General features: G+C 60.6%; 21 protein-coding genes. All 21 read left to right on the plus strand.

Going from position 1 to position 16,174, the window contains the following annotated elements:
- Nucleotides 1-25 precede the first annotated feature (25 nt).
- The 21 genes from GT613_RS02065 to GT613_RS02160 all read left to right on the plus strand — a co-directional run bounded on the left by GT613_RS02065 (nucleotide 26) and on the right by GT613_RS02160 (nucleotide 16,171).
- Nucleotides 26-1,246 carry a phage portal protein gene (locus tag GT613_RS02065; RefSeq protein WP_161172489.1) on the plus strand — a complete coding sequence of 407 codons (1,221 nt, stop codon included), beginning with the start codon at nucleotides 26-28 and terminating at the stop codon, nucleotides 1,244-1,246.
- Nucleotides 1,236-1,847, plus strand: coding sequence for an HK97 family phage prohead protease (locus GT613_RS02070; RefSeq protein WP_114526871.1), 612 nt, complete (start codon nucleotides 1,236-1,238; stop codon nucleotides 1,845-1,847). Before GT613_RS02065 ends, GT613_RS02070 begins: the two co-directional genes overlap by 11 nt.
- Complete coding sequence (locus GT613_RS02075; RefSeq protein WP_114526809.1) at nucleotides 1,844-3,118, plus strand: phage major capsid protein; 1,275 nt, start codon at nucleotides 1,844-1,846, stop codon at nucleotides 3,116-3,118. Before GT613_RS02070 ends, GT613_RS02075 begins: the two co-directional genes overlap by 4 nt.
- A 20-nt stretch (nucleotides 3,119-3,138) precedes the next feature.
- On the plus strand, nucleotides 3,139-3,426 hold the full coding sequence (locus tag GT613_RS02080; RefSeq protein WP_181872674.1) for a DNA-packaging protein: 288 nt from the start codon (nucleotides 3,139-3,141) through the stop codon (nucleotides 3,424-3,426).
- Nucleotides 3,423-3,737, plus strand: a complete 315-nt coding sequence (locus GT613_RS02085; protein WP_114526808.1) for a hypothetical protein — start codon at nucleotides 3,423-3,425, stop codon at nucleotides 3,735-3,737. Before GT613_RS02080 ends, GT613_RS02085 begins: the two co-directional genes overlap by 4 nt.
- 31 nt (nucleotides 3,738-3,768) lie before the next feature.
- On the plus strand, nucleotides 3,769-4,098 hold the full coding sequence (locus tag GT613_RS02090; protein WP_114526807.1) for an HK97 gp10 family phage protein: 330 nt from the start codon (nucleotides 3,769-3,771) through the stop codon (nucleotides 4,096-4,098).
- Nucleotides 4,095-4,415: a hypothetical protein gene (locus tag GT613_RS02095; protein ID WP_114526806.1), complete on the plus strand. Its 321-nt coding sequence runs from the start codon at nucleotides 4,095-4,097 to the stop codon at nucleotides 4,413-4,415. The genes GT613_RS02090 and GT613_RS02095 overlap by 4 nt, the downstream gene beginning before the upstream one ends.
- Nucleotides 4,416-4,425: 10 nt before the next feature.
- On the plus strand, nucleotides 4,426-5,016 hold the full coding sequence (locus GT613_RS02100) for a major tail protein (RefSeq protein ID WP_114526805.1): 591 nt from the start codon (nucleotides 4,426-4,428) through the stop codon (nucleotides 5,014-5,016).
- A gap of 12 nt (nucleotides 5,017-5,028) precedes the next feature.
- Complete coding sequence (locus GT613_RS02105) at nucleotides 5,029-5,361, plus strand: hypothetical protein (RefSeq protein WP_114526804.1); 333 nt, start codon at nucleotides 5,029-5,031, stop codon at nucleotides 5,359-5,361.
- A 61-nt stretch (nucleotides 5,362-5,422) separates the two neighbouring features.
- Nucleotides 5,423-5,584 carry a hypothetical protein gene (locus tag GT613_RS02110; protein ID WP_157003423.1) on the plus strand — a complete coding sequence of 54 codons (162 nt, stop codon included), beginning with the start codon at nucleotides 5,423-5,425 and terminating at the stop codon, nucleotides 5,582-5,584.
- A gap of 6 nt (nucleotides 5,585-5,590) precedes the next feature.
- The gene (locus tag GT613_RS02115; RefSeq protein WP_114526802.1) at nucleotides 5,591-8,182 is read left to right on the plus strand and encodes a phage tail tape measure protein; all 2,592 of its coding nucleotides are present in this window, start codon (nucleotides 5,591-5,593) and stop codon (nucleotides 8,180-8,182) included.
- On the plus strand, nucleotides 8,179-8,937 hold the full coding sequence (locus GT613_RS02120) for a distal tail protein Dit (protein WP_114526801.1): 759 nt from the start codon (nucleotides 8,179-8,181) through the stop codon (nucleotides 8,935-8,937). The genes GT613_RS02115 and GT613_RS02120 overlap by 4 nt, the downstream gene beginning before the upstream one ends.
- A gap of 2 nt (nucleotides 8,938-8,939) precedes the next feature.
- Complete coding sequence (locus tag GT613_RS02125) at nucleotides 8,940-11,102, plus strand: phage tail spike protein (RefSeq protein WP_114526800.1); 2,163 nt, start codon at nucleotides 8,940-8,942, stop codon at nucleotides 11,100-11,102.
- A 14-nt stretch (nucleotides 11,103-11,116) separates the two neighbouring features.
- The gene (locus GT613_RS02130; protein ID WP_114526799.1) at nucleotides 11,117-11,506 is read left to right on the plus strand and encodes a hypothetical protein; all 390 of its coding nucleotides are present in this window, start codon (nucleotides 11,117-11,119) and stop codon (nucleotides 11,504-11,506) included.
- Nucleotides 11,490-12,545, plus strand: coding sequence for a BppU family phage baseplate upper protein (locus tag GT613_RS02135; protein WP_114526798.1), 1,056 nt, complete (start codon nucleotides 11,490-11,492; stop codon nucleotides 12,543-12,545). Before GT613_RS02130 ends, GT613_RS02135 begins: the two co-directional genes overlap by 17 nt.
- Nucleotides 12,546-12,557: 12 nt before the next feature.
- Nucleotides 12,558-13,457 carry a DUF6273 domain-containing protein gene (locus GT613_RS02140; protein WP_161172490.1) on the plus strand — a complete coding sequence of 300 codons (900 nt, stop codon included), beginning with the start codon at nucleotides 12,558-12,560 and terminating at the stop codon, nucleotides 13,455-13,457.
- Between the two features lie 84 nt (nucleotides 13,458-13,541).
- On the plus strand, nucleotides 13,542-14,009 hold the full coding sequence (locus GT613_RS02145; RefSeq protein WP_203229538.1) for a hypothetical protein: 468 nt from the start codon (nucleotides 13,542-13,544) through the stop codon (nucleotides 14,007-14,009).
- Entirely contained in the window at nucleotides 13,999-14,157 is a 159-nt protein-coding gene (locus GT613_RS15735; protein ID WP_309295315.1) for a DUF6273 domain-containing protein, read from the plus strand. Before GT613_RS02145 ends, GT613_RS15735 begins: the two co-directional genes overlap by 11 nt.
- A gap of 216 nt (nucleotides 14,158-14,373) precedes the next feature.
- Nucleotides 14,374-15,513, plus strand: a complete 1,140-nt coding sequence (locus GT613_RS02150) for an RNA-directed DNA polymerase (RefSeq protein ID WP_203229537.1) — start codon at nucleotides 14,374-14,376, stop codon at nucleotides 15,511-15,513.
- 106 nt (nucleotides 15,514-15,619) lie between these two features.
- Nucleotides 15,620-15,805: a hypothetical protein gene (locus GT613_RS02155; protein WP_114526796.1), complete on the plus strand. Its 186-nt coding sequence runs from the start codon at nucleotides 15,620-15,622 to the stop codon at nucleotides 15,803-15,805.
- Nucleotides 15,806-15,817: 12 nt separating this feature from the next.
- Nucleotides 15,818-16,171 carry a hypothetical protein gene (locus tag GT613_RS02160; RefSeq protein ID WP_147272532.1) on the plus strand — a complete coding sequence of 118 codons (354 nt, stop codon included), beginning with the start codon at nucleotides 15,818-15,820 and terminating at the stop codon, nucleotides 16,169-16,171.
- Nucleotides 16,172-16,174 lie beyond the last annotated feature (3 nt).

The following is a 16,174-nucleotide window of genomic DNA, read 5'->3' on the forward strand; positions in this document are numbered from 1 at the left end:
TTCTATCCTATGAACCATGGGACTTTTGGAAAAGATATTCGGCAAGAAGGCCGACGAAGCGCCGCCGAAGGCAAGCGGCTACTTCTCCACGCTTTCAAGCTACGCGCCGGTCTTCACGACCTACGACGGCGGCGTGTTCGAAATGGCGCTCACGCGCGCGGCGGTGAACGCCATCGCCACGCAGTGCAGCAAGCTTGAACCGTTCGTCACCGGCGCGGCCAACCGTCAGATCGAATCTGCCTTGCGCCAGAAGCCGAACCCGTACATGGACAAGACGAAGTTCCTGTACCGGACGTGCGCCATCCTCGAAGCGAAAACGACCTGCTTCGTCTTCCCCATGCGCGATGCCTACGGAAGGATAAACGGCTTCTATCCCGCGCTTCCCTCGACGGCGGCGGCGTACTCGGTGCAGGGCGAACTTTGGTACGAGATCAGGTTCCCCAACGGCCAGAGCGTCTTAGAGCCTGCGACGAACGTCGGGGTGCTGACGAAGTTCCAGCTTGAAAACGATCTGTTCGGCGGCGGCAACCGCGCAATCGAGCCGACCATGCAGCTTATCGACGCGCAGAACCAGGCGATCAACAGCGCAATCGAGAACAGCGCGAGCATCGATTGGCTGGTGAAGGTGGCCGGTCAGAGCCGACCGGAAGACATCGCCGCGAAGCGTGACGAGTTTGCAGCTGGCAACTTGAGCAAGTCGAACACCACGGGCGTTATGGCCTACGACAACACGTGGGAGAACGTTACACCCATCGACCGCAAGCAGTACACGGTCGATGCGGAGCAGATGAAGCTTATCGAGAACAACGTCTTCAACTACTTCGGAGTTAACGAGGAAATCCTACAGAACAAGTTCAACGAAGACGTGTGGAACGCCTTCTACGAATCGAAGGTTGAGCCGTTCCAGCAGCAGCTTTCCCTCGTCCTCACCAACATGACCTATTCAGATCGCGAGCGTGCGCAGGGAAACGCCATCAGCTTCATGTCATCGGCCATCGACTACATGAGCAACCAGACGAAGGCGACGCTGTGCCAGTCGATGACAGACCGCGGGGCGATGAACGCAGACGAGTTCCGCGCGAAGTTCGGCATGCCGCCTGTGCCTGACGGGATGGGTCAGCAGTTCGCCATTCGCGGCGAGTACATCTTGGCCGCGAACCTCGCGACGAACACGGTCGCCGCCGCGAAGGCTGCTGCCGAAGCGAACAAGAGCAACGAAAGCGAAGGTGCAGAAGATGCCGATTAGCCAAGACCGCGTGTACCGCATGTTCTCCGCCCCGCTCGCGACAGCGCCAGCGGCGGAGCATCGGAAGATATTCGACACGGACTACTACGTTGAGGGATACGCGACCACGTTCAACGACCCCTACGAACTGTGCTACGGCATCCGCGAGCAGATATCGCCGGGCGTGCTTGACGGCGCAGACCTGACCGACGTGATCATGCAGTACGACCACGAAGGCATGGTGTTCGCGCGCAACCGCGCTGGGAACCTGCACATCGCATCCGATTCGCACGGCATCTTCATCGCCGCCGACCTCGGCAAGACCGCCGCCGCGCGCGAACTGTACGAAGCCATTGACGCGGGGCTTGTTGACCGCATGAGTTGGGCTTTCACTGTCGCGGAAGAATCGTGGGACAACGAAAACGACCTGCGAACCATCATGCGCGTGAAGAAGGTCTACGACGTTTCGGCGGTTTCCATCCCCGCCAACGATGCCACGGCTATTTCGGCTCGTTCCTTTGCAAACGGAGTGATCGAAGGAAAGAAGAAGGCGCAGGAGCTGCGCCGCCGCCGTAAAGCAATACAACTGAAAGCAATGATCGCAAAGGAGACAACGAAATGAACTTCAGGGACGAACTTCGGGCGTTCTTCGCGGGCGTGCCGCTTGAGCAGCGAAACGCCGACGAACTGCGCGCCATGCTTTCCCGCATCGCCGACAACACCGACAGCGCCGACGAGGAAGCGCTGACGGAGTACGAGCAGCGCGCAAGCGAGATCACCGACGAGATCAACAGCCGCGCCCAGGCCGCAGCTTCCGGCATCGAGCAGCGCCGCGCAGCCGTGCGCACGCTCATCGACGCTGGTTCCGCCGTGCAGATCGACATTCCCGCCGCAAACGCCGAACCGCGCGCCTACGACGCGTCCAGCCCGGAGTACCGCGACGCATGGCTGCGCGAGATGGCGACCACGCACGACGGCGTGCGCCGCACCTACCTGTTCGGCGAGCCTACCGCAGAGCAGCGCGCCGCCTACACCATGACCACCGCCAACACCGGCGACGTCGTTCCGACCGACATCATGAACGAGATCGTGGAGTTGATGGAAGCCGACGCGCCGCTGTACGCCGATTCGTACCGCACGTCGTTCGCCCATGTATGCGAGATCATCCAGCACATCGGAATCGAGCAGGGCGACGCAGCGGAAACCGCCGAAGGCGCAGCGAACGATGACGAGCAAAACGCCTGGAACATCATCCAGCTGACGGGCGTTGAGATCAAGAAGCACGTCAACCTGACCCGCAAGATGGAGATTCAGAGCATCGACGCGTTCCGCTCGTGGCTCGTGCGCGAGATCGCCGACCGCATGAAGGTCGCCATCGAGAAGCACCTGTACAAGCGCCTTGACGAGGGAACGACGAAGGGCGCGAAGGCCGGTATCGTCGCGGCGAACATCCTCACCGGCACGCTGGACGATGCGGAAGTCCGCAAGGCGTTCGGACAGCTTGTCGGCGACGGCGACGTGACCGTGTACGCGAACAGCTACACCATCTGGAACGTCATCGCGGGAATCAAGGAGGATGACGGCACGAAGGCGTTCATCCCCAATTCGATGACCGACCCGGTGACGAAAGGCCGCATCTACGGTTCGGAAGTGAAGAAGGATTCGACGCTTGCGAACAACGTCATCTACTTCGGGTATCCGAAGTCGTTGCAGGCGAACGACTTCGAGCAGATCAACGTCATGAACGACGTTGATGTGAAGAACCGCGTCCGCACCTATAGCGGCTATGCCCTTGTCGATGCCGGTTTGCGCAACCCTGCCGGATTCGTGAAGTACACCCACACCCCGGCGACCGCCGCCCCATCGACCGAATCCGGCCAGCAGGCGGGCTAAGGCAGATGGAGAAGGACGGCTTGACAGACAAGGCGATGACCGCCCTGCGCATCACCGACGATGCCTTTTGCGACGAGGTTGACGGGCTGTGCAAAGCAGCCCGTCACGACCTGAAGCTGTCCGGCGTGATCGACGCGAAGGCCGATTCCTGCAATGACCCGCTGGTTGTCGAAGCGGTGCTTACGTACTGCAAGGCGCGCTTCGGCCTGGACAACCCCGATTCCGAAAAGTATTGGGCATCGTATCTGGCTTGCGAGCGCGACATGCTCAACTCGCAGGAATACACCGTGGAGGTCGGTGAGGAATGAGCGGCTTTTCCGAAACGGCGGTGCTGGTGCATGTCACCTACGCTGAAGGCAAGAATGGGCGGCAGTTGCCCGAAAGCACGCGCAAGCGCGTGTTCGTGAACCCCTTCAGCGTGAGCGCCGCCAGCTTCAACGTGGCGGACGCGGAGGGCATGCGCCCGCGCCATCTGCTCCAGATGCGCGCATGCGACTACCACGGAGAGGAAACAATCGAGTATCGCGGCGAAGCCCTTGCGATCACCGACGTTTCGCGCGGCGGGCGCGGCGAGTTCGTGCGCCTTACCTGCTCGCAGAAGGTGGCAGACGATGGCTAGGAAAACGAGCATCGACCGTCTTACCGCGACCATGACGGCGGTCGCCCGCGAATTCGTTGTGGAAAAGCAGCTGACGGCATCGACCGCCGTCAAGCGCATCGGACGCAAAGCAGCCGCCAACCTTCGCGCAAAATCGCCCGTCAAAAGTGGCGAATACGCGAAGGGATGGGGCATGCGGGAAAAGAAGTCGTTAGGCGTTGGAACGACGGTCGAGATCAAGAACACCGCGAAGCCGTCTTTGACGCACCTGCTCGAAAACGGCCACGAGTTGCGGCAAGGCGGCTTCGCCCCGGCCATACCGCACATCCGCCCCGCCTTCGAGCAGGCGGCTGACGAGTTGCGAAAGGAGTTGGGCGAATGAGCGAAACGGCGGTGTTCCAGGCGCTGAAGTCAACCGGATACCCGGTGCATCTTCTCGGCGCGCACGACGATTCGAGCCTGCCGCGAATCTCCTATTCCTTCCCGTCCGCACCCGGCTTCTTCGCCGACAGCAGGACGTACAGGCCGATGGAGCGCTGCGAAGTGCGCCTGTACACCGACCAGTACCCAGACGAAGCCGCCGAATCCGCCGTTGAAACGGCGATAGGAAGGCTTGGCTTCGCCTACGCGAAGCACCGCGTGCCGATTCCAAGCGAACGAATGCACGAGACAACGTACACGTTCACAGACCTTAGATGAAAGGAACGAGATGGAAAAGAAAACAGGCGTGCGCTATGGCGTGCGCAACGTATACCTTGCGTGGTTTGACGAAGCAGAAGACAAGTTCGAAACGCCCGTTGCCCTTCCGGGATGCCGGGCGCTGAAGACCAGCCCGGAAGGCGACACGAAGAAATGGTACGCCGATGACACGGTGTACTTCATCGGCCGCGCGAACAACGGCTATAGCGGCGAACTTGAACTTGCGAAGTTTGCGCTGAAGATCATGGCGGACGCGCAGGGCTGGACATACGACGAAGCGACCGGCGTGCTGTACGAAATCGGCGGCAACGTCGTTGTGAAGCCCTTCGCCCTGCTGTTCGAAGTCGAAGGCGACCTGACCAACACGCGCTTCTGCTACTACAACTGCACGCTTGACCGACCCGAACACGAATGGGGAACCACTGAAGACGAGGTGGAGCCGACAACCGAGAAGTGCGGCATTTCGATTGACCCGTACATGATCGGCGAAACGCCCTACATCAAGGCGATGTGCGAGTTGAGCGCCACCAACGCGTCCACGTTCGACAACTGGTTCAAATCGGTGAACCTTCCCACTGCGACGAACAGCGTCGCGGGCTAAGGGGGGAACGACATGCGCGAAGTAAACACCAGCAAGGACACGAAGCTGAACATCCACGCCACTTCGATGACGTGCCTGCTGTATGAACGCGAGTTCGACGGTGCCGATATCGTCACCGACATTTCATCGATGGGGGAAACGCCGAAATTCGGCATCATGCGCCGCGCCTTGTGGGCGATGGCGAAGACGGCGGCACCTTCCGTCATACCGCCCTATTCGGCGTGGATGAACGCGAACGCCGACCTCGACTACAAGGAAACAAGCTGGATGAAAGGCGTGATGGAGGAAGCGAACAGGGAGTTTTTTCGAAGCACCGCCGAAGCTTCCGAAGTCAAGGCAGGTTAGCGAAGTCGGCGAAGCGGCGCGCAGGTATCCGTACCACTCGATGGCGTTAGGTGCGCTCGCCATGGGCTTCAGCTACGCCGACCTGTGGGAAATGCCCTTGAACGACTACCTGATCTTCTCCGCAATCACAGCAGAAGCGAATTCGGCGGCTTCGAGCGCGGGGAGAGGAAAACGCTACAGAGAAGCGACCCAAGCCGACATTGAGAGTTTGAAAAGGATGTAGAGCGACGTGGCGACGAAGTACGAAGGCATAGTGATCGAACTGGGGGCTGATACGTCAGACCTTCAGTCGGCCATGCGCCAAGTCAATTCCGCCGCGTCGAAGACCCAAAAAGAACTGAACCAGATCAAGACCGCGCTGAAGTTCAATCCGGGGAACATGACGCTGCTTGCGCAGCAGACCGGCCAGCTGTCGAACAAGGTCGAGCAGACCAAAGACCGCCTGAAGGTTCTGCGCTCGCAGCTGCAAGCCATGTCCCAAGACCAAAGCAAGATCGGCACCGACGAATGGGACAAGCTTCAGCGCGAGATCATCCAGACCGAAAGCAAGCTTGAATCCTACGAAGCGCAGCTGAAGCAGGCGGAGAGGGCGCAGCAGTCGGCCAGCACGTCGCTCGGCCAGCTGTCCGCGAAGATGCAGGCGAACGCCGACAGGTTCAGGGATATCGGCAGCAGCATACGCAACGTCGGCGTTGGCATGACCGCAGGCCTTACGGTTCCGCTCGTCGCCGCAGGCTCGCAGGCCGTCAGCACCGCCGCGACCTTCGATGATGCCATGTCGCAGGTTTCCGGCGCGCTCGGCGACGCGGGCGCGGACATGGACGGGTTGCGCACGCTCGCGCTTCAGCTGGGCGCTGACACGGTGTTCTCGGCAACCGAAGCCGGTCAGGCCATGGTCGAGTTGGCGAAGGGCGGTCTGACCGAAGCAGACATCAAGTCCGGCGCGCTCGAAGCGTCGATGAACCTCGCTGCGGCAGGCGGCCTTGAACTTGCCACCGCCGCGAACGCCACGGTTCAGTCGATGGGCGCGTTCGGGCTTGCGGCTGGCGATGCGAGCGTCATCGCGAACGCGCTCGCCGGGTCTGCAAACGCTTCGTCCGCCGACGTGGCAGACCTCACGCAGGCCATGTCCCAATGCTCGGCACAGGCGAACCTCGTCGGGTGGGATATCCAGGACACAGCCGCCGTCCTCGGCATGTTCGCCGACGCGGGCATACAAGGCTCCGACGCTGGCACGAGCCTGAAGACCATGCTACAGCGCCTTGCAGCGCCGACCGACAAGGCGGCTGACGCGGTGGCGGAACTTGGCTTGCAGGTGCGCGACCAGGACGGCCACATGCGCAGCGCGAGCGAGATAGCCGCAGAACTGCAAACGAAACTCGGCGGCTTGTCCGACGCGCAGCGCGACGCTGCCATGCAGACCATCTTCGGCAGCGACGCGAGCCGCGCCGCCGCCGTCATGATGACGCAGGGCGCGGACGGGCTTGCGAAGTACACCGAAGCGACCCACGACGCGACCGCAGCCGAAACGATGGCGGCGGCGCAGAAGGGCGAACTGTCGTGGGCGATGGAGAACATGGAGGGCGCGATAGAGAGCGCGTCCATCGCGCTGGGAACCGCGCTCGCTCCCGCCATCCAGGCCGTCGCCGGATTCGTCGGCGACCTCGCGACGTGGTTCAGCGAACTAGACCCGTCCATGCAGACGGTCGTTGCCGTGGCGCTCGCGCTCGTCGCCGCGCTCGGCCCGATTCTGACCATCGTCGGGATGATCATCATGGCGCTTCCCGGACTGACGGCAGGCCTTTCGATGGTTGCAGGTGCGATCAGCCTTCCGCTCGCCCCTATCGCCGCCGTCGTGGCTGCGGTCGGCGCGGTCATCGCGATCATCGTCTACCTTTGGAACACCAACAGCGAGTTCCAAGCCGCCGTCATGAACATCTGGACTGAAATCCAGAACCTGTTCGCGACGGTGATGCCGATCATTCAGCAGATATTCGAAGTGGTCTGGCCGACCATACAGGCAATCGTGACCGGCGTTCTCGACACGATTCTTGCGGTTGTCGGAACCGTGTTCACGGCCATCGCCGACCAGATATCGACGATACTCGCGATGGTGACGGGCGTGATTCAGGGCGCGTGGGACGTGATATCGGGCATCTTCCAAACCGTTCTCGGCCTGATCGTCGGCATAGTCACCGGCGACTTCTCGATGATGCAGGACGGCATAAGCAGCATCCTGAACGGAATCACGGGGATAGTAACGAGCGTTTGGAACGGCATCGCATCCACGATCACGAACGTGGTGAACACCATCGCAAGCGTCGTTTCCGACGTGTTCAACGGCGTGTCGAACACGGTCGGCAGCATCTTCGGCAGCATCGCCGACACGATAGGCAACGCAATAGGCGACGCTAAGAACGTCGTTTCTGACGGACTGAACGCGATTGCCAACTTCTTCAGCGGGCTGCACCTCGAATTCCCGAAGTTCACGCTTCCGCATTTCACGGTTTCAGGCTCCTTCAGCCTTAACCCGCCGTCCATACCGACGTTCGGCGTTGAATGGTACGCGAAGGGCGGCATCATCAACAAGCCCTCCGTGATCGGCGTTGGCGAAGCTGGCGCTGAAGCCGTCATGCCGCTGGCGAAGCTGCCCGAACTGATGGCCGAAGCGTTGCAGATGGTGCGCGGCGGCAGCGGCGGCGGCACCGTGATCGTGCAGAACATGACCGTTGGGAAGGAAAGCGACATTCGCGGCGTAGCCCAAGAACTGTACCGGTTGGGGCAGCGCGCCGCGCGCGTGGAAGGCACGGTGTACGCATGATCTACAACGGCTTCGACTTCTCGCTGTACATGGTGGACGAGGATATCCGCGAATCCATCCTACCCGAAACGGTTGTTGACGCGCTGGACGTTCCGGGCGCGGACGGCCAGCTGTTCAATTCCGCGACGTTCGGAACGCGCGTGATCGAGATCGACGTGCGCGTCATCCGCGAGAACAGGCGCGCGCTCAACGAACTGCTGCCATTCCTGGCATCGAAGCTGCACAGCAGAACGCCGACGAAGCTGTACACGCGCCTGCATCCGGGGGAATACTACATCGCCATGCTGACGGGGACGATAGACTTCGAAAAGTGGTTCGGAACGGGCGGCGCGACCGTCACGTTCGTCGCCTACGACCCCGTGCGCTACGTTGACGATGACCGCACCGTGGCGCTCGGCTACGCCGCGAAGGACGTGCAGATCATGGGAACCTACCTCGCGCGGCCTATCGTCGCAATCGACATACCCGCAGCGTGCAGCTACGTCGCCGTCAGCGACATGACCACGGGGCTTGTCATGCGAAGCGAATACGCCTTCAAGGCTGGCAACCGCGTCGTGTTCGATTGCACCGTTGGAACCGACCGCATGAAGGTTCCGCTGCTCTACGCGACCGCAACGTCAACGACCCCGACGAAGCTTCCCATCACGCCGCAATCGCGGTGGTTCGAGTTGGAGCCGGGAACGCACACCATGCGCATACTGAACGCGTCAAGCGCGGTATCGGCGACCATGACCTACGCCGAAAGAAGGCTGTAGCCATGGTCGAACTGCTGGTGTACGACCGCTGGGGCGCGCAGATCGGCACGGTCACGCCCATCACCTGCACCCGCGCCGAGGAAGTCAACGGCGAGGACACCTTGACATTCACGACACCCGTCCGGTTCGAGAAGGGCGACCGCGTTGTGTTCCAAGACGGCGGCGGCGTGTGGCACGAGCACGTGGTGACCGAAACCGACGAAAGCCGCGAGGAAGCGCGCGTGCTGAACACGGTCATCGCGGAGAACAGCCTGTGCGAGACGAACGGCGACTACGTGGAAGACCTCCGCAACCAGAACATGGCCGCGTCCGCCGCGCTTGCGAAGGCGCTTTCCGTGACCAGGTGGGAGCAGGGCGCTACGTCAAGCCTTGGAAGCAAGTCGCAGAACTTCTACCACATGAGCGCCCGCGCGGCCATCAACGCGGTGGCCGAAACATGGGGCGGCGAGGTCAGAACGGAAATCAGCGTCGGGACGGCAGGCGTTTCGCGCCGCCGCGTGTCGGTCGTGTCGCGCATCGGCGGCAACGGGTACAAGCGGTTCGAGTACAAGAAAGACCTGATATCGATCAGGCGCAAGGTCGAATCTGACGATGTTGTGACGGCGCTCTACGGCTACGGCTCCGGCCTTGCGGCCACCGACGAATCGGGAGAGGAAACGGGCGGGTTCACGCGCAAGATCACCTTCGGCGAGGTGAACGGCGGCATGAACTACGTAGCCGACAACGAAGCCCTTCTCCTGTGGGGTCGCCCTGACGGCACGCTGCTTCCCGGCGGGCTTGCGCACGTTTTCGGCGAAGTCGAATACGACGAGTGCGAAGACCCGTCCGAACTGCTTGCGCTAACGAAAGCGGAACTGCCGAACAGGACGAAGCCGAAAGTCACCTACGAAGCGACGGTGCAGGCGCTCTGCGAAGCTGGTTTCAGGTTCGAGGGCTTTTCCTTGGGCGATGACGTGCAGATCATCGACTGGGCGTTTTCGCCCGCCCTAGAGTTGCAGGGGCGAATCCTGCGCGTCGAGTGGAACTACCGCGTGCCGTCCGAAACCGTCATCACGCTTGGCAACGTCACCCCCGCCATTTCAGACCAGATCAACAGGCAGGCTGCGGCGTTGCAGAGCATGCGCGACCATTCGGGGGCGTGGGACAAGGCGGCGAGCGCCGACGAAAGCTACATCAGCGGCGTTATAGGAGTTATCAACGCCGTCATGAACGCGACCGGCGGGTACGTCTACATGGAACCCGGCGAGGGAATAACCGTCTACGACAGGCCGGTTGACCAGAACCCGACCATGGCGATACAGCTGAACGGCGCGGGCTTCCGCATCGCGAACAGGCGCGTCGGCGACACGTGGCAATGGCGCACGTTCGGGACTGGCGACGGCTTCAGCGCCGACGAGATAAACGCGGGCATCATACAAGGCGGTTCCAACTGGTGGAACCTCGAAACCGGCGACATGCTGTTCAAACAGGGTGGCATACGCGATAGCAAAGGAAAGAACTTTTGGGACTTGGACACCGGCGAGTTCTCCTTGTCCGCCGATGCCAAGATAGGCGACAAGACCGCCGCCAAGATAGCCCAGGATGCCGTGGACGCGCAGACGCAGCGCAGCATATTCAACAAGCTGACCAACGACGGGCAGACGCAGGGCATCTACCTTTCCGGCGGCAAGCTGTACATCAACGCAACTTACCTGAAGACAGGCATCATCAGCGACGTTTACGGAAGAAACTCGTGGAATCTCGGGAGCGGGACGCTCACGACCAACTACATGAAAGCGAGCAACATCGACGCGAGCGGAACGTTCGAATGCGGCACGTCATCGAACCTGCTGCGGCTCATCAACGGCGAGATTCAAGGCATAGAAAACGGTGTACAGATCGGCGTTGTCGATTTTTCGGCGCATATGAGAAACGTCAGTACCGGGCAGCTTACGACCGGGTTGCAGCTTACCGGCAACAACCACATACGCATCACCACGCCGCTTATCTCCGCTGCGGCTTCGAGCAGCGAATCAACGACAACGACGCATGCGGTGACAAAAAACTGCACCCTGCACTACATAAGCAAGATCGACCCTAACAGCGACGGGACTATCACGTGGTGGAACGCGACGCGAAACATCAATTTTGTGGACGGCTTCTGCACGGTGTGCAACTTCGACTAAGGAGGATTCAACCAATGGGCAACATCCTGTACTACCTCGCGCACGACCCTGTAGGAAATTGCGAATGGCAGGTAAGCGACTTCGATAGATCTGCGCTCGCCAAGAACGCTGAAAACAACATCGTGTTCATAGCCGTTGACGAGAGCGGCAACCGCGAGATCGTGGACGCGTCAGAGGTCGTTGAGCCGCCCGCGATGGGGGAACCGCTTGTTCTCGTCCAGCCTGTCTACGTTGACGAGCGCATGATGGCCACGGTAGCCGTTTTCGATGCCCTTGCGGCAGACCTGTACCCGTCCGCCGCCGTAATGACCATGAGCGCCGAAGCCGCTGATTCTGCCGCTGAAGGTGGGTTCATGGCGGCGGTCGCACGACTGAAGGGACTGGTTTATGGCAAGCAAGATTAGCGAAGCATGGTATCTGCGCCCGCTGACCATCGACACGGCCTACCAGCGCGCCATCGAAGACATGGTGGCTTCGCCGGAGGACGCGAAGGGCAAGGGAATCGACCTGACCCTGAAGTGCAACGGCGAAGCCGTTGACACCACGGGCTGCACGGTGATTCTCGGCTGGCGCAACCTCAACTCCGGCAAGAGCAACTCGCGCCTGTTCGATGCCGTCAGCGCGGCTTCCGGTCGATGGAAGGTCACGTACCCGACCGAAATGCTGACACCCGGCGTGGTGCTTGCGCGCGTGATCATCAAGCTTTCTGCAACCGGCAGCGTCATCACGTCAAGCCGCGAGTTCAGGATAATCGTCGAACACTCCATCACCAACGACATAACGGGCGGCTCGAACGACGATCTGTCGATGTTCCAGCAGGCCGTCGCCGACCTGACGGCGACGAACGACGCGGTGGCGAAGGCCGAGACTAAGCGGGTGGAAGCCGAGCAAGCCCGCGCCGCCGCAGAGCAGGAGCGCTTGCGCGCCGAATCGATGCGCATCGACAACGAATCGACGCGCATCGATTCCGAGACGGACAGGACAACGGCAGAGAGCGAGCGCGCCGCCGCTGAAAAGACGCGCGTCGTAAACGAGGAAGGCCGAACCCGGAGCGAAAGCGAAAGGTCGCGAGCGGAAAGCGAAAGAGCAGCCGCCGAAGAAGACCGCGTGTCCGAATTCGCCGAGTTGAAAAGCCAATCGCAATCAGCGACGAACGCAGCAGACGGGGCGGCGAGAAAGGCCAACGCAGCCGCAGACAACGCCAACGCCGCCGCCGCAACCGCGTCGAACGTGGTCGCGGAAGCCGTCAAGGCTCTGTCGCAGCAGGACGGCGACAGCGAAGCCGCGCAGATCGACGCTTTGGCGAAGCTTCTGCGCGAAGATTACGGATGCTTCTACCTTGCGAACACCATGTGGACGAAATCAAGCGACACGACCTATGCGGCCAACACGATCACGCTCGCCTGTTCAACCTACGCAAGCGGCAATATCACACTAGGATAGGAGAATAAAACCATGGCAGACGTGAACTACATCACCGACAAAAACGGGAACAAGGTCAACATCGCAGACCTGACGGCGCGCACCAACGCATCGACGGCGCTGCTCGAATCGGAGTACAACCGCCAGCTTGCCGACAACGTGTACGCTGGGCGCGACATTAGCACCATCACGGCGCTTGCGAGCGAGATCGCTTCGGCAGGGAGCATCCCCGCGTTCCTGAACGCCCGCGCGAAGGCCGGAAACTTCAACGGGCTGCGCATCGGCGACTGGACTGATATCGTCCTTTCGAGTGGCGTAACCATGCGCTACCAGATAGCCGCCTTCGACCACTACTACAACTGCGCCGATGCGGCCATGGGACACCACATCGTCATGGTTCCGACCTCCACCCCGGCAGTCACCGGCGACTACGCCATCAACGGAAGCTACATCTACTGGAACACCACCAACACCAACAACGGAACAGCCGACGAGAGCAACCCGTATCTTGCGAGCAACCTCCACGCCTGGGAAACCGGCGTGTTCCTCCCGCTCATGCCCACGGCTTGGCAGAACGTAATGCGCAACCATCGCAGCCTTGTTGAAACGCGGTACTCGGCTTCCGGCGCGCTCACCGACAGCACAAGTTGGAAATGGGCGGACTTGGGCAAAATCTGGTCGCCGTCCGAAATGGAAGTGTACGGTTGCCCGATCTGGGGGACGAAGGGCTACGGTCAGGGCATGGACAGCCAGTTCCCGATATTCCGCGAGACGAAGAACCGCATCAAAGGTCGCATCTCTTGGTGGCTTCGCTCCGTGTCGGGAGGTTCTTCGGTTGACGCGTGCTGCGTCCACAGCTCTGGCTATGCCGGCTGCTACTCCCCGACGCACACGTGGGTTCGCCCCTTGCCCTGCTTCCTCATTGGAGCGTAAGAGCCATCTACCGTATACTTATCTGCGCCCGCCTTGCGCGGGCGCAATTACCCGCGAAGCGGGTCGGTTTTTGGAGGGGTGTTTTTGAGCGTCTACCAACGAAAGCGCAACCTGTCTGACTACGAATTCTACTCGCGCGCAATCGCGATACGCGTCGAGGTGAACAAGCTTATGGCATCGCCGAACGTGGTGCCGAAAAGCTACCGGCTTCTGAACGCGGTGCCGACCGTCGAGACGGCGCGTTCCATCGTCTACAACATAACGCGAGCCGACCAGTTCTTCCCGAACACGTCCTTCAACGTCCTTGAGCGCCGGAAATACCTCACGCTTGCAATCGCCGACTGCGAACAGCTGTGCCTTGACTTCCAATGCCTGCTCGAACTCGGCCTTCCGATCAACGTGAACAGGTTCGATGCGGTGGTTGAATCAATCGAGTTGGAGATATCGCTGCTGAAGGGCGCGCGAAAGAACGTGAAGCTGGTCGGCAAGCAGAGCGCCGAAGACCTCATTGAATCGACCGCCGCCGAACTGGAAAGGCTCCGTGCGCTATAATGGGCGAACGTTACGCTTTGCTGGTCGCATCAATTGGTGGCTTCGCTCCGTGTCGGGAGGTTCTTCGGTTAACGCGTGCTACGTCAACAACAATGGCAATGCCAACTACAACTCCCCGACGAACACGTGGGTTCGCCCCTTGCCCTGATTCCGCTGAACGGCCAGACCGAGTAGGGACATGCCCGAAAGCAGAGCCTGTAGAGGAAGGAAGGCGTGACGTTCGGGCTTGGGCCCGTGAATCTGCACCCCGCGAGGGATGGCGGACGCTGCTTGCATGGCGGCGCGCTTCGGCGTTCAGCGCCGTTTCATGCCATCTTCTCATGCGGATACCGAACGCTGCGCTGCAATCCGTGCGGGGTGCCTTTTGAAATCCGAGGAACGAAGGCGGGCGCGCCGCGCGCGGCGCGAGGAAAAGCGCGCGGAGAAGCGCCGCGAGCGCTTGGCATCCTGCACGATGGAAAACGTCGCCGACCTGAACAGCCTTTACCGCGCCGCCGTTAAGGCTAAGAACGGCATCGCGTGGAAATCGTCGGTTCAAAGGTACGAGAAGGACGTGCTGCGCAACATCGTCAAGGCGCGCCGCGACCTTCTTGCCGGAAACGACGTTCGGCGAGGGTTCCACGAGTTCCAGCTGTACGAACGCGGGAAGCTTCGCAACATTTCGAGCGTCCATATCTCCGAAAGGGTGATTCACAAGTCGCTGTCGGTGAACGCCCTCGTCCCGGCGCTCACGCCCTCGTTCATCTTGGACAACTCGGCCAACACGAAAGGCCGTGGCACCGACTTCGCCATCAGAAGGCTGAAGAAGCAGCTTGTCGCCCACTACCGCGCGCACGGGAAAAGCGGGTACATCCTCCTTATCGACTTCAGCAACTACTTCGCGTCCATCGCGCACGACCCGCTGAAGGAGATCGTTCGAGCCGCGCTTGACGATGAAAGGATTGTCGCGCTGACGCACGGCTTCATCGACGCGTGCGGCGACGTGGGCTTGGGTCTTGGCAGCGAGCCGAACCAGATATGCGCCGTTGCGTTCCCCTCGTCAATCGACCATTACGTGACCGAAATGCTGGGCGTGGAAGCCTACGGGCGCTACATGGACGATTCCTACTGCCTGCATGAATCGAAGGAGTACCTTCAGGTCGTTCTTGCGCTCATAGAGCGGAAATGCGCGGAACTTGGAATCGAGATCAACCGGAAGAAGACCCACATCGTGAAGCTGTCACACGGTTTCACGTGGCTGAAGAAGAAGATAAGCTACGGCGACAACGGCAAGATCGTCATGCGCCCATGCCGGGAATCCATCACGCGAGAGCGCAGGAAGCTGAAGAAGATGGCTCGTTTCGTCGCTTCCGGGGACATGACCTTTGAGCAAGTCGAAAGATCGTACCAGTCTTGGCGCGGCTCGATGCTCCGGCTCGATGCGCATAAGACGGTGCTTGCGATGGACGCGCTGTTCGCGTCGTTGTTCGAATCGAAAAACCTCCCACGGGGGGGGTCTGATTAACTGCGCTTTCCCGGCTGCGCGGCGCTTGGCCGCATGAGCGGCGAAAACCCCTGACACGCTTTCTATCCTGTTAATAGGGAAACAACAGGATAGAAAGGGCGGTGCAATGGATTCAGAAAACGAAGCTTCTGCCGAAATCAATTCGCTGAAGCTGCTTCTGGCGCAAACGGACTACCAGGCTCTGAAGTTCTCTGACGGCGCGATGGCCGAAGACGAGTACGCGCCAATCCGGCAGAAGCGCGCGGAGTGGCGCACGCGAATCAACGAACTTGAATCGCAAGCTGCGGCCTAGCGACGTGAAGCCGTGATCGATCAGCTAATCAAAAACCCCGACATGATGCGCGAGATAGGCTTTTTCTGGGTCTTCGTCATCGCGCTGATAGCCGCGAGCGCCTATTTCGCGCCCGTCATCAAACAGTATCTGGTCACGAAGATCAAGAGTTCCGCCCGCATCGAACAGGTCATAGAGAACTGCACGGCGGCGGTCAACAACAACTCCGAAGCCCTGCGGAACAACTCCGAAGCCCTGCACGCAAACAACGACGAGCGTGACACGACCGTCGCTATCTTGCGCGAACACGACCGCGCTTCAGACCTGCGTTTCCAAGAGCAGAACGCTGCGCTGACCAGAATCGAAAACAAGCTACAAGGAAGGTAAACC

Source organism: Eggerthella sp. BIOML-A4 (genome assembly GCF_009875575.1).
Lineage (GTDB): Bacteria > Actinomycetota > Coriobacteriia > Coriobacteriales > Eggerthellaceae > Eggerthella > Eggerthella lenta.